This window comes from Citrobacter sp. RHBSTW-00881, assembly GCF_013728515.1.
Lineage (GTDB): Bacteria > Pseudomonadota > Gammaproteobacteria > Enterobacterales > Enterobacteriaceae > Citrobacter > Citrobacter braakii.
Genome location: NZ_CP056269.1, coordinates 4238723 through 4260730, shown reverse-complemented (window position 1 = coordinate 4260730; position 22008 = coordinate 4238723). Strand labels below are relative to the sequence as shown.

At 51.7% G+C, this 22008-nt stretch carries 18 protein-coding genes; 14 read left to right on the top strand and 4 right to left on the bottom strand.

The genetic code is table 11. The features are described 5' to 3' along the window. Positions 1-82: 82 nt before the first annotated feature. The 3 genes from dgt to cdaR all read left to right on the top strand — a co-directional run bounded on the left by dgt (position 83) and on the right by cdaR (position 4469). Positions 83-1600 carry a dGTPase gene (gene dgt, locus HV311_RS20635; protein WP_016155724.1) on the top strand — a complete coding sequence of 506 codons (1518 nt, stop codon included), beginning with the start codon at positions 83-85 and terminating at the stop codon, positions 1598-1600. Between the two features lie 129 nt (positions 1601-1729). Next, positions 1730-3163 carry a serine endoprotease DegP gene (gene degP / locus HV311_RS20630; protein ID WP_016151754.1) on the top strand — a complete coding sequence of 478 codons (1434 nt, stop codon included), beginning with the start codon at positions 1730-1732 and terminating at the stop codon, positions 3161-3163. Positions 3164-3311: 148 nt separating this feature from the next. Further along, a complete protein-coding gene (gene cdaR / locus HV311_RS20625; protein ID WP_016151755.1) occupies positions 3312-4469 on the top strand; it encodes a DNA-binding transcriptional regulator CdaR in 1158 nt (385 codons plus the stop codon). A 42-nt stretch (positions 4470-4511) separates the two neighbouring features. Here the strand turns inward: cdaR and HV311_RS20620 are convergent, their stop codons facing one another. From HV311_RS20620 to map, 4 genes are all read right to left on the bottom strand, one after another. Further along, a complete protein-coding gene (locus tag HV311_RS20620; RefSeq protein WP_003018562.1) occupies positions 4512-4898 on the bottom strand; it encodes a DUF3461 family protein in 387 nt (128 codons plus the stop codon). A gap of 109 nt (positions 4899-5007) precedes the next feature. After that, entirely contained in the window at positions 5008-5832 is an 825-nt protein-coding gene (dapD, locus tag HV311_RS20615) for a 2,3,4,5-tetrahydropyridine-2,6-dicarboxylate N-succinyltransferase (RefSeq protein ID WP_003829186.1), read from the bottom strand. A 31-nt stretch (positions 5833-5863) separates the two neighbouring features. Continuing rightward, complete coding sequence (gene glnD / locus HV311_RS20610; protein WP_016151756.1) at positions 5864-8536, bottom strand: bifunctional uridylyltransferase/uridylyl-removing protein GlnD; 2673 nt, start codon at positions 8534-8536, stop codon at positions 5864-5866. Positions 8537-8650: 114 nt separating this feature from the next. After that, a complete protein-coding gene (map, locus tag HV311_RS20605) occupies positions 8651-9445 on the bottom strand; it encodes a type I methionyl aminopeptidase (protein WP_016151757.1) in 795 nt (264 codons plus the stop codon). Between the two features lie 449 nt (positions 9446-9894). Between map and rpsB the strand changes: the two genes are divergently transcribed. The 11 genes from rpsB to lpxD all read left to right on the top strand — a co-directional run bounded on the left by rpsB (position 9895) and on the right by lpxD (position 21975). Next, on the top strand, positions 9895-10620 hold the full coding sequence (gene rpsB, locus HV311_RS20600; protein ID WP_016151758.1) for a 30S ribosomal protein S2: 726 nt from the start codon (positions 9895-9897) through the stop codon (positions 10618-10620). A gap of 134 nt (positions 10621-10754) precedes the next feature. Continuing rightward, complete coding sequence (gene tsf / locus HV311_RS20595; protein ID WP_016151759.1) at positions 10755-11606, top strand: translation elongation factor Ts; 852 nt, start codon at positions 10755-10757, stop codon at positions 11604-11606. A 145-nt stretch (positions 11607-11751) separates the two neighbouring features. Next, positions 11752-12477, top strand: coding sequence for a UMP kinase (gene pyrH, locus HV311_RS20590; RefSeq protein WP_005132114.1), 726 nt, complete (start codon positions 11752-11754; stop codon positions 12475-12477). A 139-nt stretch (positions 12478-12616) separates the two neighbouring features. After that, on the top strand, positions 12617-13174 hold the full coding sequence (gene frr / locus HV311_RS20585) for a ribosome recycling factor (protein ID WP_016151760.1): 558 nt from the start codon (positions 12617-12619) through the stop codon (positions 13172-13174). A 218-nt stretch (positions 13175-13392) separates the two neighbouring features. Continuing rightward, a complete protein-coding gene (gene ispC, locus HV311_RS20580; protein WP_049281543.1) occupies positions 13393-14589 on the top strand; it encodes a 1-deoxy-D-xylulose-5-phosphate reductoisomerase in 1197 nt (398 codons plus the stop codon). A 312-nt stretch (positions 14590-14901) separates the two neighbouring features. Further along, entirely contained in the window at positions 14902-15660 is a 759-nt protein-coding gene (gene ispU / locus HV311_RS20575) for a (2E,6E)-farnesyl-diphosphate-specific ditrans,polycis-undecaprenyl-diphosphate synthase (protein ID WP_003018543.1), read from the top strand. A 12-nt stretch (positions 15661-15672) separates the two neighbouring features. Continuing rightward, entirely contained in the window at positions 15673-16530 is an 858-nt protein-coding gene (gene cdsA / locus HV311_RS20570; protein WP_016151762.1) for a phosphatidate cytidylyltransferase, read from the top strand. Positions 16531-16541: 11 nt separating this feature from the next. Beyond that, positions 16542-17894 (top strand): sigma E protease regulator RseP, encoded by a 1353-nt coding sequence (gene rseP, locus HV311_RS20565; protein WP_016151763.1) that lies wholly within the window; start codon positions 16542-16544, stop codon positions 17892-17894. Positions 17895-17923: 29 nt separating this feature from the next. Then, positions 17924-20338 carry an outer membrane protein assembly factor BamA gene (bamA, locus tag HV311_RS20560; RefSeq protein ID WP_016151764.1) on the top strand — a complete coding sequence of 805 codons (2415 nt, stop codon included), beginning with the start codon at positions 17924-17926 and terminating at the stop codon, positions 20336-20338. A 122-nt stretch (positions 20339-20460) separates the two neighbouring features. Next, positions 20461-20946: a molecular chaperone Skp gene (gene skp, locus HV311_RS20555; protein ID WP_016151765.1), complete on the top strand. Its 486-nt coding sequence runs from the start codon at positions 20461-20463 to the stop codon at positions 20944-20946. 3 nt (positions 20947-20949) lie between these two features. Next, the gene (lpxD, locus tag HV311_RS20550; protein WP_003018531.1) at positions 20950-21975 is read left to right on the top strand and encodes a UDP-3-O-(3-hydroxymyristoyl)glucosamine N-acyltransferase; all 1026 of its coding nucleotides are present in this window, start codon (positions 20950-20952) and stop codon (positions 21973-21975) included. Positions 21976-22008: the final 33 nt, after the last annotated feature.

The window sequence follows — 22008 nt, the reverse complement described above, 5'->3', positions numbered from 1 at the left end:
GATTTACTCGCGATAAGCCAGATTTGAGGGCATAGTCTATCATGCGCTTAAGGGGTAGCGCATTTCTCAGGCGGGAGAGGATATGGTACAGATCGATTTCCGAAAAAAAATAAACTGGCATCGTCGTTACCGTTCGCCGCAGGGCGTGAAGACGGAGCATGAGATCCTACGTATTTTCGAAAGCGATCGTGGACGTATTATCAATTCTCCGGCTATTCGCCGACTGCAACAAAAAACCCAGGTTTTTCCGCTGGAGCGTAACGCGGCGGTGCGCACGCGCCTGACGCACTCGATGGAAGTTCAGCAAGTTGGGCGCTATATCGCTAAAGAGATCCTCAGCCGACTGAAAGAACTAAAACTGCTGGAGCAGTATGGTCTGGATGAACTGACGGGACCGTTTGAGAGTATTGTCGAAATGTCGTGCCTGATGCATGACATCGGCAATCCGCCGTTTGGTCATTTTGGTGAAGCGGCGATTAATGACTGGTTCCGCCAGCGGCTGTATCCCGCCGACGCGGAAAGTCAGCCCCTCAGCGATGACCGCTGCCTGGTGGCGGCGTTACGTTTGCGCGAAGGCGAAGAGTCGCTGAATGATATTCGCCGTAAGGTGCGCCAGGACCTGTGCCATTTTGAAGGTAATGCCCAAGGGATTCGTCTGGTGCATACTTTGATGCGTATGAATCTTACCTGGGCTCAGGTTGGTGGTATTTTAAAATATACCCGTCCGGCGTGGTGGCGCGGAAGTACGCCTACGACGCATGACTATTTAATGAAGAAACCGGGCTATTACCTTTCTGAAGAACCGTATATTGAACGGTTACGTAAAGAATTATCATTAGCGCCCTACAGTCGCTTTCCGTTAACCTGGATAATGGAAGCTGCCGATGATATCTCTTATTGCGTGGCCGACCTGGAAGATGCCGTTGAGAAAAGAATCTTTAGCGTCGAACAACTTTATCACCATCTGCATGAGGCGTGGGGGCATCACGAAAAAGGTTCCCTGTTTAGCCAGGTTGTTGAGAATGCCTGGGAGAAATCACGTTCAAATACATTAAGCCGGAGCACGGAAGATCAGTTCTTTATGTATTTACGCGTCAATACGCTGAATAAACTGGTGCCGTATGCAGCCCAGCGGTTTATTGATAATTTACCGCAGGTTTTTGACGGCAGCTTTAATCACGCGCTGTTAGAAGATGCCAGTAGCTTTAGTCAGTTGCTGGGGGTCTATAAAAATGTGGCGGTAAAACACGTATTTAGTCATCCGGACGTTGAGCAGTTGGAATTGCAGGGGTATCGGGTGATCAGCGGGTTGCTGGAGATCTATCAGCCTTTATTAAAAATGTCCCAGTCAGATTTTACTGAGCTGGTCGACAATGAAAGAGTTAAACGTTTTCCTATCGAATCACGATTATTTCAGAAGTTGTCTACTCGCCATCGTCTTGCTTATGTCGAGGCGGTTAGTAAAATATCAACGGGTTGCGCTGAGTTTTCGGTAATGGAATATTATTATCGCTGCCGGCTGATTCAGGATTATATCAGCGGGATGACCGATCTGTATGCCTGGGATGAATATCGTCGCTTGATGGCCGTAGAACAATAAATACTCATTTGTAAAGACGGCCAATAAAATTTTACTTTTTCCTTAAACTCAATTCTGGAACTTAGCGCTATAAAACGACTCTGACGTATACAGCAATTTTGCGTTACCTGTTAATCGAGAACGAAACACATGAAAAAAACCACATTAGCAATGAGTGCACTGGCTCTGAGTTTAGGTTTGGCGTTGTCCCCCCTGTCTGCCACAGCGGCTGAGACGTCGTCTTCAGCAATGACCGCCCAACAGATGCCAAGCCTGGCCCCGATGCTCGAAAAAGTGATGCCATCGGTGGTAAGCATTAACGTCGAGGGGAGCACGACGGTAAATACGCCGCGTATGCCGCGTAATTTCCAGCAGTTCTTCGGTGATAATTCACCATTCTGCCAGGACGGTTCACCGTTCCAGAGTTCACCGTTCTGCCAGGGCGGCGCGCCGGGCGCTGACAACGGCGGCGGCCAGCAGCAGAAATTTATGGCGCTGGGTTCCGGCGTAATTATTGATGCCGCGAAAGGGTATGTCGTGACCAACAACCACGTGGTGGATAACGCCACGGTGATTAAGGTTCAGTTGAGCGATGGCCGTAAATTTGATGCGAAGATCGTGGGTAAAGATCCGCGCTCCGATATCGCGCTGATCCAAATTCAGGATCCGAAAAACCTGACGGCGATTAAGCTGGCAGATTCCGACGCGCTGCGTGTGGGTGATTACACCGTAGCAATTGGTAACCCGTTTGGCCTCGGTGAGACCGTGACCTCCGGTATTGTTTCTGCGCTGGGCCGTAGCGGCCTGAACGCGGAAAACTACGAAAACTTTATTCAGACGGATGCCGCGATCAACCGGGGTAACTCCGGTGGCGCACTGGTCAACCTGAACGGTGAGCTGATCGGTATTAACACCGCGATCCTTGCGCCGGACGGCGGCAACATCGGTATCGGCTTTGCAATCCCGAGCAACATGGTGAAAAACCTGACGTCGCAGATGGTTGAGTTTGGTCAGGTTAAACGCGGTGAGCTGGGTATTATGGGTACCGAGCTGAGCTCTGAGCTGGCGAAAGCGATGAAAGTTGATGCTCAGCGTGGCGCATTTGTCAGCCAGGTGATGCCGAACTCTTCCGCAGCGAAAGCAGGTATTAAAGCCGGGGATGTGATTACCTCCCTGAACGGTAAACCGATCAGCAGCTTCGCCGCCCTGCGTGCGCAGGTGGGTACGATGCCGGTAGGCAGCAAAATTAACCTTGGCCTGTTGCGTGACGGTAAGCCGGTCACTGTGAATCTGGAACTGCAGCAGAGCAGCCAGACTCAGGTTGATTCCAGCTCTATCTTCAAAGGCATTGAAGGGGCTGATATGAGCAACAAAGGCCAGGACAAAGGGGTCGTGGTCAGCGAGGTGAAAGCGAATTCTCCGGCTGCACGGATTGGCCTGAAGAAAGGGGATGTGATTATCGGCGCGAACCAGCAGCCGGTGAAAAATATCGCCGAACTGCGCAAAATCCTCGACAGCAAACCGGCTGTACTGGCGCTGAACATTCAGCGTGGTGACAGCTCCATCTATCTGTTGATGCAGTAATCTCCCTAAACCCCTTCCTGCACAGGAAGGGGTTTCTTTTTGTGATACTTCCCACAACTCCATACTTCTCCCTCTCGCTTTGTGCAGTTGCACAATGCCGCCGCTTATTATCTTCCCTATGCTTGAGCTCTGCTCACAGGAGGGGTTTATGGCTGGCTGGCATCTTGATACCAAAATGGCGCAGGATATCGTAGCGCGAACCATGCGCATCATTGATACCAATATCAACGTAATGGATGCCCGCGGGCGGATCATTGGCAGCGGCGATCGCGAACGAATTGGTGAATTGCACGAAGGCGCGCTGCTGGTGCTTTCGCAAGGTCGGGTGGTCGATATTGACGATGCGGTAGCCCGGCATTTACATGGAGTGCGTCAGGGGATAAACCTGCCGCTGCGTCTGGAAGGCGAAATCGTTGGCGTTATCGGTCTTACCGGCGAGCCGGAACATCTGCGCAAGTATGGCGAACTGGTGTGCATGACCGCCGAAATGATGCTGGAACAGTCGCGTCTGATGCATCTGTTAGCGCAGGATAGCCGTCTGCGTGAAGAGCTGGTGATGAACCTGATTCAGGCTGAAGAGAATACCCCGGCGCTGATGGAATGGGCACAGCGATTGGGCATTGATTTGAACCAGCCGCGCGTGGTGGCGGTAGTGGAGGTCGACAGCGGTCAGCTTGGCGTTGATAGTGCGATGGCGGAGCTACAGCAATTGCAGAACGCGTTGACTACGCCCGAACGTAATAATCTGATTGCGATTGTTTCTCTGACCGAGATGGTGGTGCTGAAACCAGCCCTCAATCAGTTTGGCCGCTGGGACGCTGAAGATCATCGCAAGCGCGTTGAGCAACTGATTGCCCGCATGAAAGAGAATGGACAACTGCGTTTTCGCGTGTCGCTGGGCAACTATTTTACCGGGCCCGGCAGCATTGCCCGTTCGTATCGTACGGCGCGCACCACCATGATGGTCGGCAAGCAGCGGATGCCGGAAAGCCGGAGCTATTTCTATCAGGACTTGATGCTGCCGGTGCTGCTGGACAGCCTGCGCGGCGGCTGGCAGGCCAATGAGCTGGCGCGCCCGCTGGTAAGGCTGAAAGCGATGGATAACAACGGTTTGCTGCGTCGAACATTATCGGCATGGTTTCGACATAACGTTCAGCCGCTGGCGACCTCAAAAGCATTGTTTATTCACCGCAATACGCTGGAGTATCGCCTGAACCGTATTTCAGAGCTGACCGGGCTGGATCTGGGAAATTTTGACGATCGACTGCTGCTGTATGTGGCGTTGCAGCTGGATGAGCAGCATTGATTAATTGCCTGATAAGCGTAGCGCTATCAGGCAACAATCGACTTATTTGCGCGTCAGTTTTTCCAGATCGGCTTCAATCTCGCTGATCTTGTTGGTCACGACGCTTTCCAGGTGACGTAAATCATCGAGGATCTTGCGTTTAAGATCGACTTCGCTGCGATCTCGCTGGCAGATCTGATCCAGTTCGTCGATCACGTAGCGCAGGTTGGGACTGATCTCCTGCACTTCTTTGTAACCCTGGCCGACGCCATCGGCGACAACCGTTTTACGCTGACGGGGATATTTGAACTTCACGCTCTTGGCAAAAAACTCGCCTTTATCCTTCTGGAAATAGATTTTCAGGATATCGTTGTTGGCTTCTTGCCGCAGGCTGTAACGATCGATCTCTTCAGGATTAGTAATGCCCAGACTTTTCAGATTGTCATACATAGCGGTACCCTTAAGCTCACTATAACCATTGAATAATTAACGAAAAGCCTTGTTTATGCCACTCGCAGATGTAAAAAAAGCGGGCTAAGCCCGCTTTTTCAAATCGCTGTTAGTCGATGGTGCGTAACAGTTCGTTGATTCCCACTTTGCCACGTGTTTTGGCATCGACTTTCTTCACAATCACCGCGCAGTACAGGCTGTATTTGCCATCTTTCGACGGCAGGTTGCCGGAGACGACCACGGAGCCCGCCGGAACGCGGCCGTAATGCACTTCGCCGGTTTCGCGATCGTAAATACGGGTGCTCTGGCCGATATACACACCCATAGAGATGACGGAGCCTTCTTCGACGATCACGCCTTCAACCACTTCAGAGCGCGCGCCGATGAAGCAGTTGTCTTCGATGATGGTCGGGTTAGCCTGCAACGGTTCCAGTACGCCGCCGATACCAACGCCACCGGACAGGTGTACGTTCTTACCGATTTGCGCACAGGAACCCACGGTCGCCCAGGTATCAACCATCGTACCTTCATCAACATAAGCGCCGATGTTCACGTAAGACGGCATCAGCACGGTGTTACGGGCGATAAACGCGCCCTGACGCACTGCCGCAGGCGGAACCACGCGGAAACCTTCTTTCTGGAAGCGCGCTTCGTCGTAGTTGGCGAATTTCATCGGCACTTTATCGAAGTAACGGCTTTCCGCACCCTCGATAACCTGATTATCGTTAATACGGAAAGAGAGCAGGACCGCCTTTTTCAGCCACTGATGCGTGACCCACTGACCCTCAATCTTTTCTGCGACGCGCAGTGCACCGGAATCCAGTAAAGAAATAACCTGATTCACCGCTTCGCGGGTTACGGTATCTACATTTGCCGGAGTAATGTCGGCACGGCGCTCGAAAGCGGACTCAATAACGTTCTGTAACTGCTGCATTGTTAAACTCTTTCCATAATAAATAAAAACATTACCCTTTATCGTTTGGATTGAGGGCCTCTGTCAACCGTTGATGCACTTCCTGCTGCAGCTCATTATTAAGGGCGCGCCGGTCGGCGGTGGCGATTATGAATAAATCTTCTACTCGCTCGCCAATAGTTGTAATTCGGGCGCCATGCAGCGAAATTCCCAGATCGGCAAAAATCTGCCCGACCCGCGCCAGCAGTCCTGGCTGGTCGAGAGCGATAAGCTCAAGAAATGATTTTCGATCGGTATGGGTCGGCAGAAAAGTGACCTCGGTATCGACGGTAAAGTGACGTAATTTTGCCGGCTGGCGACGCGGTTGCGGCGGCTGCCAGCTACGCTGGGTGATCGCCTGTTCCAGCCCAAAACGGATCGCTTCGTGTCGGTCTGACGACAGCGGGCTACCGTCTGGTTCCAGCACAATGAACGTATCCATCGCCATCCCATCGCGGGTGGTGAAAATCTGCGCATCGTGGACGCTAAGGTTGCGCCTGTCCAGTTCGGCGCAGACGGCAGCAAACAGGTAAGGGCGGTCAGGGCTCCAGATGAAAATTTCCGTCCCGCCTCGCGTAGCCTGCGGGCTGAGCAGGATCAGCGGCTTGCTGAGATCGTGTTGCAGCAGATGACGCGCATGCCAGGCCAACTGATTTGGGCTGTGACGTACAAAATAGTTGGCGCGACAGCGCGACCAGATATGGTGTAGCGCTTCTTCATCAATGTTGTCCATGCGCAGTAGCGCCAGCGCCTGAAGCTGATGATGGCGTACGCGCTCACGCATATCCGGCGTGTTTTGCATCCCGCGCCGTAACTGTTTCTCCGTCGCGAAGTACAGCTCGCGCAGCAAGCTTTGCTTCCAGCTATTCCACAGCGTTTCGTTGGTGGCGCAAATATCTGCGACGGTCAGGCACACCAAAAAGCGCAGACGATGTTCCGTTTGCACCTCTTCGGCGAATTGCTTAATGACTTCGGGATCCTGAATATCGCGGCGTTGAGCGGTAACCGACATCAGCAAATGCTGGCGCACCAGCCACACGATCAGTTGCGTTTCGCGGGAGTTCAGACCGTGCAGTTCGGCGAATTTGAGCACATCCTGGGCGCCGAGAACCGAGTGATCGCCGCCGCGACCTTTGGCGATATCGTGGAACAGCGCGGCAATCAGAATCAGCTCCGGCTGTCGCAGACGCGGCCACAGATCCACGCACAGCGGATGGCGCTGACGGGTCTCTTCGTTAGCAAAACTTTCCAGCTTGAGCATTACGCGAATAGTGTGTTCATCCACCGTATAGGCATGAAACAGGTCAAACTGCATTTGGCCGACAATATGCGACCATTGCGGCATATAGGCCCACAACACGCTGTGGCGATGCATAGGCAGCAGGCCGCGACTTACCGCGCCCGGATGGCGCAACATACTGAGAAACAGCGAACGCGCCTCCGGGATGTAGCACAGCGGCTGCGTTAAATGACGGCGGGCATGACGTAAATGGCGCAGCGTAGTGGAGTAAATTCCGCTGATCGCGCTATTACGCACCATGATGTAAAACATCCGCAATATCGCTTCGGGTTTGCGAATAAACAGGTCGTCGTCGCGCAGATCAATCAATGTGCCGCGCAGTTGAAAGTCGTCATCAATCGGACGTGGTTTTTCATCGGCGGGCAGGGCGAGGATCGCCTCGTCGAACAGTTGCAACAGCATGTGGTTCAGTTCGCTGACCCGTCGTGTGACGCGGAAATAGTCTTTCATCATCCGCTCGATAGGCTCGTTGCCTTCACCGCCGTAGTTCAGGCGTTGCGCCACGCTGAGCTGACGATCAAACAGCAGACGGTTGTCGTAACGACTAACGACCAGATGCAGGGCAAAGCGAATGCGCCACAGGATATGCAAACATTCATTCAGCTCGGCACGTTCTGCCTGCGTCAAAAAGCCGAAACCGACCATTTCATCCAGTGAGGTGGCGCCAAAATGGCGGCGGGCCACCCATTGCAGGGTATGAATATCGCGCAGGCCGCCGGGACTACTTTTGATATCCGGCTCCAGGTTGTAGCTGGTGCCGTGATAGCGCTGGTGGCGCTGATTCTGCTCTTCAACTTTGGCTGCGTAAAACTTATCGGACGGCCAGAAACCTTCGCTAAAAATATGCTTTTGTAGCTCAAGAAACAGCGCCACATCACCAATCAGCAGGCGTGTTTCAATCAGGTTGGTGGCGACGGTTAAATCTGACAATCCTTCCAGCAGACACTCTTCCAGCGTGCGCACGCTGTGCCCAACCTCGAGCCTCACGTCCCATAGCAGCGTTAACAGTTCGCCAACTTTTTCGGCCTGCGCGTCTGGTAGCTTTTTACGACTCAGGATCAGCAGGTCAATATCGGAAAGCGGATGCAGTTCGCCGCGCCCGTAACCGCCAACGGCAACCAGCGCCAGGTCGGCAATTTGACCGAAACCGGCTTCAATCCACAGACGTTGCAGTAACTGGTCAATAAACTCGGTGCGGGCCTCAATCAGCTGTTCTGCGGAAATCCCGCTGTCAAACGCGTCACCTAACCAGTGCTGGAAAGTGTCGATATGCGCTTTAATGCCGGGGCAATTGAGATCGTGCTGCGGCCAGGTTCCGGGGTTCTGCGGTTGGCCTGGCAGGGTGGGGAGGGCAGTATTTGCGTGTTGTTCAGGAAGAGTATTCATTATGCGCCACCCATTAAAAAAGCCGGATGACGGCGTGAACGCCTTACCCGGCCTACGAAGTAGTACAATTTGTAGGCCTGATAAGATGCGGATGCATCGCCATCAGGCAAAACATTATTCGTCGTGTGTGATGATCGCCGGGATGGTGTCATCCTTGCGTAATGTCAGAATTTCACAGCCTTTTTCCGTCACCACAATAGTATGCTCGTACTGAGCAGACAAGCTCCGATCTTTGGTTTTCACCGTCCATCCGTCTTTCATGGTGCGGATGCGGTAATCACCGGCATTCAGCATGGGCTCTACGGTGAAGGTCATGCCCGGCTGCAGTACCACACCGCCGTCGTCTGCATCGTAGTGCAGAACCTGCGGCTCTTCATGGAAGCCGCGACCGATGCCGTGACCGCAATATTCACGGACCACAGAGAAGCCTTCGCCTTCCGCGTATTTCTGAATCGCAGCGCCCAGCGTGCGCAGGCGAATACCTGGTTTTACCATCCGCAGCGCCAGATACAGGCTTTCCTGCGTGACGCGGCACAAACGCTCGCCCAGAATGGTTGGTTTGCCGACGATGAACATTTTCGAGGTATCACCGTGGAACTCGTCTTTAATCACGGTTACGTCGATGTTGACGATATCGCCGTCTTTCAGGAGCTTGGCGTCGTCCGGGATCCCATGGCACACCACTTCATTAATAGAGATGCACACGGACTTCGGATAACCGTGATAGCCCAGGCAGGCGGAAATGGCCTGCTGCTCATTCACGATGTAGTCATTACAGATGCGATCCAGTTCGCCGGTGCTGACGCCTGGCTTAACAAACGGTTCGATCATTTCCAGTACATCGGCGGCCAGACGGCCAGCGACGCGCATTTTTTCGATTTCTTCAGGGGTCTTGATTGAGATAGCCATGAATTCTGTCCATCAGTGCCGATGATATCGGCAATAATTGTTTAAGTGGTGCCAATGGTATCAGTCCGGCATACATGCTGCCAAATTGAGAATCATTCTGAACTTCGCCTTTCGTGCCACAGGTGTGTTGGCTGTATTTGCTCACTCCAGCCGCTTACTGCATGTAGGCTCCCGGAGATGCAAAAATTGGCTGCCTCCCTGTAACACGAAATTCATCGTTCATTCAGCACGCACCGCCAACAATTATTGGTGTCGGTAGCGTATTTGTGGTATAAAGCGCGCCGGACTTCCGATCCATTTGAAGACTACACACGATGGACGGGAGCGACAAATCTCACTTTGTGTAACAACACACACGTATCGGCACATATTCCGGGGTGCCCTTTGGGGTCGGTAATATGGGATGCGTGGAGGCTTAACCCCAACTTTTATATATAGAGGTTTTAATCATGGCAACTGTTTCCATGCGCGACATGCTCAAGGCTGGTGTTCACTTCGGTCACCAGACCCGTTACTGGAACCCGAAAATGAAGCCGTTCATCTTCGGTGCGCGTAACAAAGTTCACATCATCAACCTTGAGAAAACTGTACCGATGTTCAACGAAGCTCTGGCTGAACTGAACAAGATCTCTGCTCGTAAAGGTAAAATCCTTTTCGTTGGTACTAAACGCGCTGCAAGCGAAGCGGTGAAAGAAGCTGCTAACAACTGCGACCAGTTCTTCGTGAACCATCGCTGGTTGGGCGGCATGCTGACTAACTGGAAAACCGTTCGTCAGTCCATCAAACGTCTGAAAGATCTGGAAACTCAGTCTCAGGACGGTACTTTCGAAAAGCTGACCAAGAAAGAAGCGCTGATGCGTACTCGTGAGCTTGAGAAACTGGAAAACAGCCTGGGCGGTATCAAAGACATGGGCGGTCTGCCGGACGCTCTGTTCGTAATCGATGCTGACCACGAGCACATTGCTATCAAAGAAGCAAACAACCTGGGTATCCCAGTATTTGCTATCGTTGATACCAACTCTGATCCGGACGGTGTTGACTTCGTTATCCCGGGTAACGACGACGCAATCCGTGCTGTGACCCTGTACCTGGGCGCTGTAGCTACTACCGTTCGTGAAGGCCGTTCTCAGGATCTGGCTTCCCAGGCGGAAGAAAGCTTCGTAGAAGCTGAATAATAAGGCACGCTCGTTCGAGCCCCCTTATAAACCAGGTAGTATCACGTTTGGTTAGGGGCCCTTTAGGCCCCTTTTTCACTTTTAAATCTGTGCGGTTTCATGCCGGGCAGATCAAATCTTCCGAGGATTTTAGAATGGCTGAAATTACCGCATCCCTGGTAAAAGAGCTGCGTGAGCGTACTGGCGCAGGCATGATGGATTGCAAAAAAGCACTGACTGAAGCTAATGGCGACATCGAGCTGGCAATCGAAAACATGCGTAAGTCCGGCGCAATCAAAGCGGCGAAAAAAGCAGGCAACGTTGCTGCTGACGGCGTAATCAAAACCAAAATCGACGGCAACATCGCTTTCATTCTGGAAGTTAACTGCCAGACTGACTTCGTTGCTAAAGATGCTGGTTTCCAGGCATTTGCTGACAAAGTACTGGACGCTGCCGTTGCTGGCAAAATCACTGACGTTGAAGTTCTGAAAGCGCAGTTCGAAGAAGAACGCGTTGCTCTGGTTGCTAAAATCGGTGAGAACATCAACATCCGTCGCGTTGCTTCCCTGGAAGGCGAAGTTCTGGGTAACTACCAGCACGGTGCTCGTATCGGTGTTCTGGTTGCTGCAACTGGCGCTGACGAAGAGCTGGTTAAACAGCTGGCAATGCACGTTGCTGCAAGCAAACCAGAATTCGTTAAGCCGGAAGACGTTTCTGCTGAAGTGGTAGAGAAAGAATACCAGGTTCAGCTGGACATCGCGATGCAGTCTGGTAAGCCGAAAGAAATCGCAGAGAAAATGGTTGAAGGCCGCATGAAGAAATTCACCGGCGAAGTTTCTCTGACTGGTCAGCCTTTCGTTATGGATCCGAGCAAATCTGTTGGTCAGCTGCTGAAAGAGCACAACGCTGATGTAACAGGCTTCATCCGCTTTGAAGTGGGTGAAGGTATCGAGAAAGTTGAGACTGACTTTGCAGCAGAAGTTGCTGCGATGTCCAAGCAGTCTTAATTTTTAAAGGAGCCGCCTGAGGGCGGCTTCTTTTTGTGTCTGGCTTGTAAATTCAGCGAACCGCTATAGTGGTCATGCTGAAAAGCGACATACAATGTCGCCGGTATTAATTCATCTCATTCGTTGACAGTCTCAGGAAAGAAACATGGCTACCAATGCAAAACCCGTCTACAAACGTATTCTGCTTAAGTTAAGTGGCGAAGCTCTGCAAGGTTCAGAAGGCTTCGGTATTGATGCAAGCATCCTTGACCGTATGGCTCAGGAAATCAAAGAGCTGGTTGAGCTGGGTATCCAGGTTGGCGTAGTGATTGGTGGTGGTAACCTGTTCCGTGGCGCTGGTCTGGCGAAAGCAGGGATGAACCGCGTTGTGGGCGACCACATGGGCATGTTAGCCACCGTCATGAACGGTCTGGCGATGCGCGATGCGCTTCACCGCGCCTATGTGAACGCTCGCTTGATGTCCGCAATTCCTCTGAATGGCGTGTGTGATAACTACAGTTGGGCGGAAGCAATCAGCCTGCTGCGTAACAACCGCGTTGTTATTTTGTCTGCGGGTACTGGCAATCCGTTCTTCACTACCGACTCTGCGGCTTGCCTGCGTGGTATTGAAATTGAAGCGGATGTGGTACTGAAAGCCACCAAAGTCGATGGCGTATTTACGGCTGATCCGGCTAAAGATCCAACGGCGACTATGTACGAACAGTTGACCTATGCTGAAGTACTGGATAAAGAGCTGAAAGTGATGGATCTTGCGGCGTTTACGCTGGCTCGTGACCACAAATTACCGATTCGTGTCTTTAACATGAACAAACCGGGTGCGCTGCGCCGTGTTGTTATGGGTGAAAAAGAAGGCACGTTAATCACGGAATAATTCCCGTTGCGGCTAAATGCAGGTAATATTCCGCTTTAATGTCGCGGGATACGTCCCTCAAAATTAATCAAGACTATACTTGTCACATCTTGCGTGGTGGGTATGGTCTGACTGAAACAAGCTTTCAAGGATTCGTAACGTGATCAACGATATCAGAAAAGATGCTGAAGTACGCATGGACAAATGCGTCGAAGCGTTCAAAAACCAAATCAGCAAAATTCGCACGGGCCGTGCTTCTCCTAGCCTGCTGGATGGTATTGTCGTGGAATATTACGGCACACCGACCCCGCTGCGCCAGCTGGCAAGCGTAACGGTTGAAGATTCCCGTACCCTGAAAATCAACGTGTTCGACCGTTCTATGGGGCCAGCCGTTGAGAAAGCAATTATGGCTTCCGACCTCGGTCTGAATCCAAGCTCTGCGGGTTCCGACATCCGCGTTCCGCTGCCGCCGCTGACTGAAGAACGTCGTAAAGATCTGACCAAGATCGTGCGTGGCGAAGCTGAAGGCGCGCGCGTTGCCGTACGTAACGTACGCCGCGATGCCAACGACAAAGTGAAAGCGTTGTTGAAAGAAAAAGAGATCAGCGAAGATGACGATCGCCGTTCTCAGGACGACGTACAGAAACTGACTGACGCAGCTATCAAGAAAGTTGATGCGGCGCTGGCAGAGAAAGAAACGGAACTGATGCAGTTCTGATTCGCCTGTACGCTAAAAACGCCGCTTAGAAGGCCTGAGAAGGCTGGATGGCGGCGTTTTGCTTTTTTCTGTCTATATACTCTAAATATTCGAGTTGCAGGAAGGCGGCGACGTAGGGCATCCCCGGGAGCGTACACCCGTGCGTGACAGGGGTGAACGAGGAGAGCCAACGTACATGCAACTTGAAATATGACGAGTAAAATTCTTCTGGATGTCTGATGAAGCAATTAACCATCCTGGGATCAACCGGTTCCATTGGTTGCAGTACGCTGGATGTAGTACGCCATAACCCGGAAAAATTTCGTGTTGCTGCGTTGGTGGCGGGTAAAAATGTCGTCCGTATGGTTGAGCAATGTCTGGAATTTTCTCCTCGCTATGCGGTAATGGACGATGAAAAAAGCGCTGCGTTGGTAAAAGCAGCTCTGCTGGAGCAGGGCAGTCGTACTGAGGTTATGAGCGGGCAGCAGGCTGCCTGTGATATGGCTGCGCTGGATGATGTTGATCAGGTTATGGCGGCGATTGTCGGCGCGGCGGGCTTGCTACCGACGCTGGCGGCAATCCGCGCGGGCAAAAGCATTTTGCTGGCGAATAAAGAGTCTCTGGTGACCTGCGGGCGTCTGTTTATGGACGACGTGCAACGCCACAAAGCACAGCTTTTGCCGGTAGATAGCGAACATAACGCGATTTTTCAGAGTTTACCGCAACCTATCCAACACAATCTGGGATACGCTGACCTTGAGCAAAATGGCGTCATATCAGTTTTGCTTACCGGGTCTGGTGGCCCTTTCCGTGAAACGGCATTGCGCGATCTGGTTTCTATGACCCCCGATCAGGCATGTCGTCATCCGAATTGGTCGATGGGACGAAAAATCTCTGTCGATTCAGCCACCATGATGAATAAAGGTCTGGAATACATTGAAGCGCGTTGGTTATTTAATGCCAATGCAGGCCAGATGGAAGTGCTGATTCACCCGCAGTCGGTTATTCATTCGATGGTGCGTTATCAGGATGGTAGCGTTCTGGCGCAGTTGGGGGAACCTGATATGCGTACACCTATTGCTCATACGATGGCATGGCCAGAACGAGTGACGTCCGGCGTTAAGCCTGTCGACTTTTGCAAGCTCAGTGCGTTGACGTTTTCCGCACCTGATTACCAGCGTTATCCATGCCTGAAACTGGCGATGGACGCGTTTGAGCAAGGGCAGGCGGCGACGACCGCTTTGAACGCAGCGAATGAAATTACCGTTGCCGCATTCCTGGCGCAGCAGATCCGATTTACCGATATTGCTGACCTGAATTTATCCGTACTGGATAAGATGGATTTGCAGGAGCCACAGAGCGTTGATGACGTGCTGAAGGTTGATGCTATCGCGCGGGAAGTCGCCAGAAAAGAAGTGATGCGACGCTCAAGCTGATGATAATCCCTCCTCGGAGAATCGCGCTATTTGTTAGCGTTGGGCTTCAGTGATATAGTCTGCGCCACTCGATCGCGGGTATTTGTTTTTTTTCGGTCGGGTAAGCCGTGGTTTGACACGGCTTTTTTGTGGATGCACAAAATCATTCAGGTTGCATCAAGGTGGCAAGTGGATGAGTCCCCTGGAGCATACAAAGAGTATGTGACTTGGGCGAAGATCACAGCCGACGAAGGAGCAGCCTGAAGGATGAAGCGCAAAAGGCTTCAGTATTCCTGAGTACCGTATAATCCTTTCAGGGACTAAAAACGCGTTATGTTGTCTGCAACTAAACCATTAAGCGAAAATTTGCCAGCACATGGTTGTCGCCATGTAGCAATTATCATGGATGGCAATGGCCGCTGGGCGAAAAAGCAAGGGAAGATTCGCGCCTTTGGACATAAGGCCGGAGCAAAGTCCGTCCGCCGGGCTGTCTCTTTTGCTGCCAATAACGGTATTGATGCGTTAACGCTGTATGCCTTTAGCAGTGAGAACTGGAACCGACCTGCGCAGGAAGTGAGCGCGTTAATGGAGCTGTTTGTGTGGGCGCTTGATAGCGAAGTGAAAAACCTGCACCGCCATAACGTACGTCTGCGTATTATCGGGGATATCAGTCGATTTAACTCACGTTTGCAAGAACGGATTCGCAAATCAGAAGCGATTACCGCCCAGAATACCGGGTTGACGCTAAATATTGCAGCGAATTACGGTGGACGGTGGGATATAGTCCAAGGAGTCAGACAACTGGCACAACAGGTGCAGGACGGTCTGCTGCGTCCAGAGCAAATCGATGAAGAGATGCTGGGGCAGCAAATTTGTATGCATGAACTGGCTCCTGTGGATTTAGTGATAAGGACTGGGGGAGAGCATCGAATTAGTAATTTTCTGTTGTGGCAAATTGCCTATGCCGAACTTTACTTTACGGATGTTCTCTGGCCCGATTTCGATGAACAAGACTTTGAAGGTGCGCTGCATGCCTTTGCTAATCGTGAGCGTCGTTTCGGCGGCACCGAGCCCGGTGATGAAAAAGCCTGATGGGGGTCGCTTTTGCTGAAGTATCGCCTGATTTCTGCTTTTGTTTTAATACCCGTTGTCATCGCGGCGCTGTTTTTGCTGCCGCCGGTGGGGTTCGCCATTGTTACGCTGGCCGTCTGTATGCTGGCCGCCTGGGAATGGGGACAGTTAAGCGGTTTTACCACGCGTACGCAGCGAGTCTGGCTGGCTGTTTTGTGCGGGCTATTGCTGGCACTGATGCTATTTTTGTTGCCGGAATACCATCGCAATATTCATCAGCCGCTGGTTGAAGTATCGCTGTGGGCGTCGCTGGGCTGGTGGGTCGTGGCGCTGTTACTGGTGCTGTTTTATCCCGGCTCTGCGTCGGTCTGGCGTAATTCCAAAACATTACGCATAATTTTCGGCGTGTTAACCATAGTCCCTTTCTTTTGGGGAATGCTGGCGCTACGTGCATGGCACTATGATGAGAATCATTATAGTGGCGCGCTATGGCTGCTGTATGTCATGATCCTCGTCTGGGGAGCGGACTCGGGTGCCTATATGTTTGGTAAGTTGTTTGGCAAACATAAGCTGGCGCCGAAGGTTTCTCCTGGTAAAACCTGGCAGGGTTTTATTGGCGGACTCGCCACTGCGGCCGTGATCTCATGGGGTTATGGCATGTGGGCGAATCTTGAGGTTGCGCCTGTCACCTTGCTTATTTGCTCCATCGTTGCAGCCCTGGCCTCCGTGCTGGGTGACCTGACCGAGAGTATGTTTAAGCGTGAAGCAGGTATTAAGGACAGTGGTCACTTAATACCAGGACACGGCGGTATTTTGGATCGTATTGATAGCCTGACGGCTGCGGTACCGGTCTTTGCCTGCCTGTTGTTACTGGTATTCAGGACGCTCTAACGGATGGTCTTATGCTGAGTATTCTCTGGAATCTGGCTGCATTCATCGTTGCACTTGGTGTGCTTATCACCGTGCATGAATTTGGTCATTTCTGGGTTGCACGGCGCTGCGGAGTCCGCGTCGAACGCTTTTCCATTGGCTTTGGAAAAGCGCTTTGGCGGCGTACCGATAAATCAGGTACGGAATACGTCATCGCCCTGATTCCCCTCGGCGGTTACGTCAAAATGCTGGATGAGCGCGCTGAACCGGTCGCACCGGAGCTGCGCCATTACGCTTTCAACAATAAAACGGTTGGACAACGCGCAGCCATCATCGCCGCAGGTCCGATTGCCAACTTCCTTTTTGCTATTTTCGCGTATTGGCTGGTGTTTATCATCGGTGTCCCTGGTGTTCGTCCGGTTGTTGGTGAAATAACACCCAACTCGATTGCCGCACAGGCGCAAATTCAGCCGGGTACGGAACTAAAAGCGGTTGATGGTATCGAAACCCCTGATTGGGATGCCGTGCGATTACAACTGGTATCCAAAATTGGCGATGAACATACGACTCTCAGCGTGGCGCAGTTTGGCAGCAACCAGCGGCAGGACAAAACGCTGGATTTACGCCATTGGGCATTTGAGCCAGACAAAGAGGATCCTGTTTCCAGTTTAGGGATTCGCCCGCGCGGTCCGCAGATTGAATCGGTGCTGTCAGAAGTGCAGGTAAACTCCGCTGCAAGTAAGGCGGGTTTGCAAGCTGGCGACAGGATCGTTAAAGTCAATGGTCAGCCGCTAACGCAATGGATGACGTTCGTGACGCTGGTGCGCGATAATCCGGATAAGCCGTTAGCGCTAGATATTGAAAGACAAGGAAGTTCCTTGTCTTTAACGTTAACCCCAGATTCAAAACAGGTTAACGGGAAGGCAGAGGGTTTTGCGGGCGTGGTGCCTAAAGTTATTCCTCTGCCTGATGAGTATAAGACTGTACGCCAGTATGGGCCATTCAGCGCCATCCTCGAAGCCTCGGATAAAACGTGGCAGTTGATGAAGCTGACGGTCAGTATGCTGGGAAAATTGATTACCGGTGATGTAAAACTGAACAACCTCAGTGGGCCGATTTCTATCGCCCAGGGGGCTGGGATGTCAGCGGAGTTCGGGGTTATTTATTACCTGATGTTCCTTGCGCTTATCAGCGTGAACTTAGGGATAATCAACCTGTTTCCGTTGCCCGTTCTTGACGGGGGGCATCTGCTGTTCCTGGCGATTGAAAAGCTGAAGGGCGGTCCGGTATCCGAGCGGGTTCAAGACTTTAGTTATCGCATTGGCTCTATCTTGCTGGTGTTGTTAATGGGGCTTGCACTTTTCAATGATTTCTCTCGGTTGTAAGAGAGTGTTAGGAAGAACGCATAATAACGATGGCGATGAAAAAGTTGCTCATAGCGTCGCTGCTGTTTAGCAGCGCCACCGTATACGGTGCTGAAGGGTTCGTAGTGAAGGACATTCATTTCGAAGGCCTACAGCGAGTCGCCGTTGGTGCGGCTCTCCTCAGTATGCCGGTGCGCACAGGCGACACGGTTAATGATGAAGACATCAGTAATACCATTCGTGCTCTGTTCGCCACCGGTAACTTTGAGGATGTCCGCGTCCTGCGCGATGGTGATACCCTTCTGGTTCAGGTAAAAGAACGTCCGACGATTGCCAGCATCACTTTCTCCGGTAACAAATCGGTGAAAGATGACATGCTCAAGCAAAACCTCGAGGCTTCTGGTGTGCGTGTTGGCGAGTCTCTGGATCGCACCACGCTAGCCGATATCGAAAAAGGGCTGGAAGATTTCTACTATAGCGTCGGTAAGTACAGCGCCAGTGTGAAAGCGGTGGTAACGCCGTTGCCGCGTAACCGCGTTGACCTCAAGCTGGTCTTCCAGGAAGGCGTTTCGGCGAAGATCCAACAGATCAATATCGTCGGCAACCATGCTTTCTCGACCGACGAACTGATCTCTCACTTCCAACTGCGTGATGAAGTGCCGTGGTGGAACGTGGTGGGCGATCGTAAATACCAGAAACAGAAACTGGCGGGCGATCTTGAAACCTTGCGCAGCTACTATCTGGATCGCGGTTATGCTCGCTTCAATATCGATTCCACCCAGGTTAGCCTGACGCCGGATAAAAAAGGTATCTACATTACCGTTAACATCACTGAAGGCGATCAATACAAGCTTTCAGGGGTACAGGTGAGCGGTAACCTGGCTGGGCACTCCGCCGAAATTGAGACCCTGACCAAAATCGAGCCAGGCGAACTCTATAACGGCACCAAAGTGACCAAAATGGAAGATGATATCAAGAAGCTTCTGGGTCGCTATGGCTATGCCTATCCGCGCGTACAGTCGCAACCTGAAATCAACGACGCCGACAAAACCGTTAAATTACGCGTAAACGTGGATGCAGGTAACCGTTTCTACGTGCGTAAGATTCGTTTTGAAGGTAACGACACCTCTAAAGATTCCGTTCTGCGTCGCGAAATGCGCCAGATGGAAGGTGCCTGGTTGGGTAGCGATCTGGTCGATCAGGGTAAAGAGCGTCTGAACCGTCTGGGTTACTTTGAAACTGTCGATACCGATACTCAGCGTGTACCGGGTAGCCCGGATCAGGTTGATGTGGTCTATAAGGTTAAAGAGCGTAACACCGGTAGCTTTAACTTCGGCGTTGGTTACGGTACTGAAAGCGGCGTGAGCTTCCAGGCTGGCGTTCAGCAAGATAACTGGTTAGGTACCGGTTATTCAGTCGGCATCAACGGCACCAAAAACGACTATCAGACCTATACTGAGTTGTCTGTCACCAACCCATATTTCACCGTTGATGGGGTGAGCCTTGGTGGTCGCGTTTTCTACAATGACTTTAAAGCGGATGATGCAGACCTGTCCGACTATACCAACAAAAGTTATGGTACTGACGCAACGCTCGGCTTCCCGATCAACGAATACAACACCTTGCGTGCGGGTGTGGGTTATGTGCATAACTCCTTGTCTAACATGGATCCACAGGTTGCAATGCAACGTTATCTGGTTTCAATGGGTAAGGATCCTGACGCTGATAGCTTTAAATCAGACGATTTCACCTTCAACTATGGGTGGACATATAACAAGCTGGACCGTGGGTACTTCCCAACGGAAGGTACGCGTGTCAACCTGAACGGTAAAGTAACCATTCCGGGTTCTGACAACGAATACTACAAAGCGACGTTGGATACCGCGACCTATGTGCCGATCGATGACGATCACAAATGGGTTGTTCTGGGTCGCACGAAGTGGGGCTATGGTGACGGCATCGGCAGCAAAGAGATGCCGTTCTACGAGAACTTCTATGCCGGTGGTTCCAGTACCGTGCGTGGTTTCCAGTCCAACACCATCGGTCCAAAGGCTGTCTATTTACCGGCTAATCGTTATAACAACGATAGCGATTACGATAACGAATGTGACGCCACCAATACTTCACCGTGTAAATCGGATGATGCGGTGGGCGGTAACGCCATGGCTGTCGCCAGCCTGGAATTCATTACCCCGACGCCGTTTATCAGCGACAAGTATGCCAACTCGGTCCGTACCTCGTTCTTCTGGGATATGGGTACCGTTTGGGATACGAACTGGGATTCAGCTAAGTACTCTGGTTATCCGGACTACAGCGATCCGAACAATATCCGTATGTCAGCGGGTATCGCTTTACAATGGATGTCCCCATTGGGGCCGTTGGTTTTCTCCTACGCCCAGCCGTTCAAGAAGTACGATGGAGACAAAGCGGAACAGTTCCAGTTTAACATTGGTAAAACCTGGTAATTGTTCTTCGCAAAGGAATGTAGTGGTAGTGTAGCGATGACTTTAGGCGATCTTGCATGGGATCGCCTGGCCACGCAAAGAACTGTACCTTCGGGTGCAAATGGGATGGTAAGGAGTTAATTGTGAAAAAGTGGTTATTAGCTGCAGGTCTCGGTTTAGCGATGGCAACGTCCGCACAGGCTGCTGACAAAATTGCAATCGTCAACATGGGTAGCTTGTTCCAACAGGTTGCACAGAAGACGGGCGTTTCTGCTACGCTGGAAAACGAGTTCAAAGGCCGTGCCAGCGAACTGCAGCGTATGGAATCTGATCTGCAATCTAAAATGCAGCGTCTGCAATCCATGAAAGCGGGTAGCGATCGTACCAAGCTGGAAAAAGACGTCATGGCTCAGCGTCAGACTTTCTCTCAGAAAGCTCAGGCTTTTGAGCAGGATCGTGCGCGTCGTTCCAACGAAGAACGTGGCAAACTGGTTACTCGTATCCAGACAGCTGTGAAATCTGTTGCTAACAGTCAGAGCATCGATCTGGTTGTTGACGCAAACACCGTTGCATACAACAGCAGCGATGTAAAAGACATCACCGCTGACGTACTGAAACAGGTTAAATAAGTAATGCCTTCAATTCGACTGGCTGATTTAGCAGAGCAGTTGGATGCAGAATTACACGGTGATGGCGATATCGTCATCACCGGCGTAGCGTCCATGCAATCTGCGCAAACTGGCAATATCACGTTCATGGTAAATCCTAAGTACCGTGAACACTTAGGCGTATGCCAGGCCTCTGCCGTTGTGATGACGCAGGACGATCTTCCTTTTGCTAAGAGTGCTGCGCTGGTAGTGAAGAATCCCTACCTGACCTATGCACGTATGGCGCAAATCTTAGATACCACGCCGCAGCCCGCACAAAACATTGCACCGAGTGCAGTGATCGATGCGACGGCGAAGCTGGGCAATAATGTTTCTGTGGGCGCAAATGCGGTCATTGAGTCTGGCGTAGAACTGGGCGATAACGTCGTTATCGGCGCAGGCTGCTTCGTCGGAAAAAATACTAAAATCGGCGCAGGTTCACGCTTGTGGGCGAATGTGACGATTTACCACGACATTCAGATCGGTGAGAATTGCCTGATCCAGTCCAGCACTGTCGTCGGATCTGATGGATTTGGTTACGCGAACGATCGCGGTAACTGGGTGAAGATCCCGCAGCTTGGTCGCGTGATTATCGGCGATCGCGTCGAGATCGGCGCTTGTACCACCATTGACCGTGGTGCGCTGGACGATACTGTGATCGGTAATGGTGTTATCATTGATAACCAGTGCCAGATTGCGCATAACGTTGTGATTGGCGACAATACGGCGGTAGCCGGTGGCGTCATTATGGCGGGTAGCCTGAAGATTGGCCGTTACTGCATGATTGGCGGCGCCAGCGTGATCAATGGGCATATGGAAATATGCGATAAAGTCACGGTTACTGGCATGGGTATGGTGATGCGTCCTATCACCGAACCTGGCGTCTATTCCTCAGGCATTCCGCTACAGCCCAATAAGGTATGGCGTAAAACAGCTGCACTGGTGATGAATATTGATGATATGAGCAAGCGTCTCAAAGCGATTGAGCGCAAGGTTAATCAACAAGACTAAAGCACCGTTTTTGCATGTCTGACTTTTCGGCCT

Excerpts from the sequence above, each read along its gene's own strand:
- dapD (WP_003829186.1), bottom strand. The coding sequence starts at position 5,832 with ATGCAGCAGTTACAGAACGTTATTGAGTCCGCTTTCGAGCGCCGTGCC.
- lpxD (WP_003018531.1), top strand. The coding sequence starts at position 20,950 with ATGCCTTCAATTCGACTGGCTGATTTAGCAGAGCAGTTGGATGCAGAA.
- tsf (WP_016151759.1), top strand. The coding sequence starts at position 10,755 with ATGGCTGAAATTACCGCATCCCTGGTAAAAGAGCTGCGTGAGCGTACT.
- ispU (WP_003018543.1), top strand. The coding sequence starts at position 14,902 with ATGTTGTCTGCAACTAAACCATTAAGCGAAAATTTGCCAGCACATGGT.
- cdaR (WP_016151755.1), top strand. The coding sequence starts at position 3,312 with ATGGCTGGCTGGCATCTTGATACCAAAATGGCGCAGGATATCGTAGCG.
- rpsB (WP_016151758.1), top strand. The coding sequence starts at position 9,895 with ATGGCAACTGTTTCCATGCGCGACATGCTCAAGGCTGGTGTTCACTTC.
- pyrH (WP_005132114.1), top strand. The coding sequence starts at position 11,752 with ATGGCTACCAATGCAAAACCCGTCTACAAACGTATTCTGCTTAAGTTA.
- ispC (WP_049281543.1), top strand. The coding sequence starts at position 13,393 with ATGAAGCAATTAACCATCCTGGGATCAACCGGTTCCATTGGTTGCAGT.
- glnD (WP_016151756.1), bottom strand. The coding sequence starts at position 8,536 with ATGAATACTCTTCCTGAACAACACGCAAATACTGCCCTCCCCACCCTG.
- map (WP_016151757.1), bottom strand. The coding sequence starts at position 9,445 with ATGGCTATCTCAATCAAGACCCCTGAAGAAATCGAAAAAATGCGCGTC.
- dgt (WP_016155724.1), top strand. The coding sequence starts at position 83 with ATGGTACAGATCGATTTCCGAAAAAAAATAAACTGGCATCGTCGTTAC.
- degP (WP_016151754.1), top strand. The coding sequence starts at position 1,730 with ATGAAAAAAACCACATTAGCAATGAGTGCACTGGCTCTGAGTTTAGGT.
- rseP (WP_016151763.1), top strand. The coding sequence starts at position 16,542 with ATGCTGAGTATTCTCTGGAATCTGGCTGCATTCATCGTTGCACTTGGT.
- bamA (WP_016151764.1), top strand. The coding sequence starts at position 17,924 with ATGGCGATGAAAAAGTTGCTCATAGCGTCGCTGCTGTTTAGCAGCGCC.
- HV311_RS20620 (WP_003018562.1), bottom strand. The coding sequence starts at position 4,898 with ATGTATGACAATCTGAAAAGTCTGGGCATTACTAATCCTGAAGAGATC.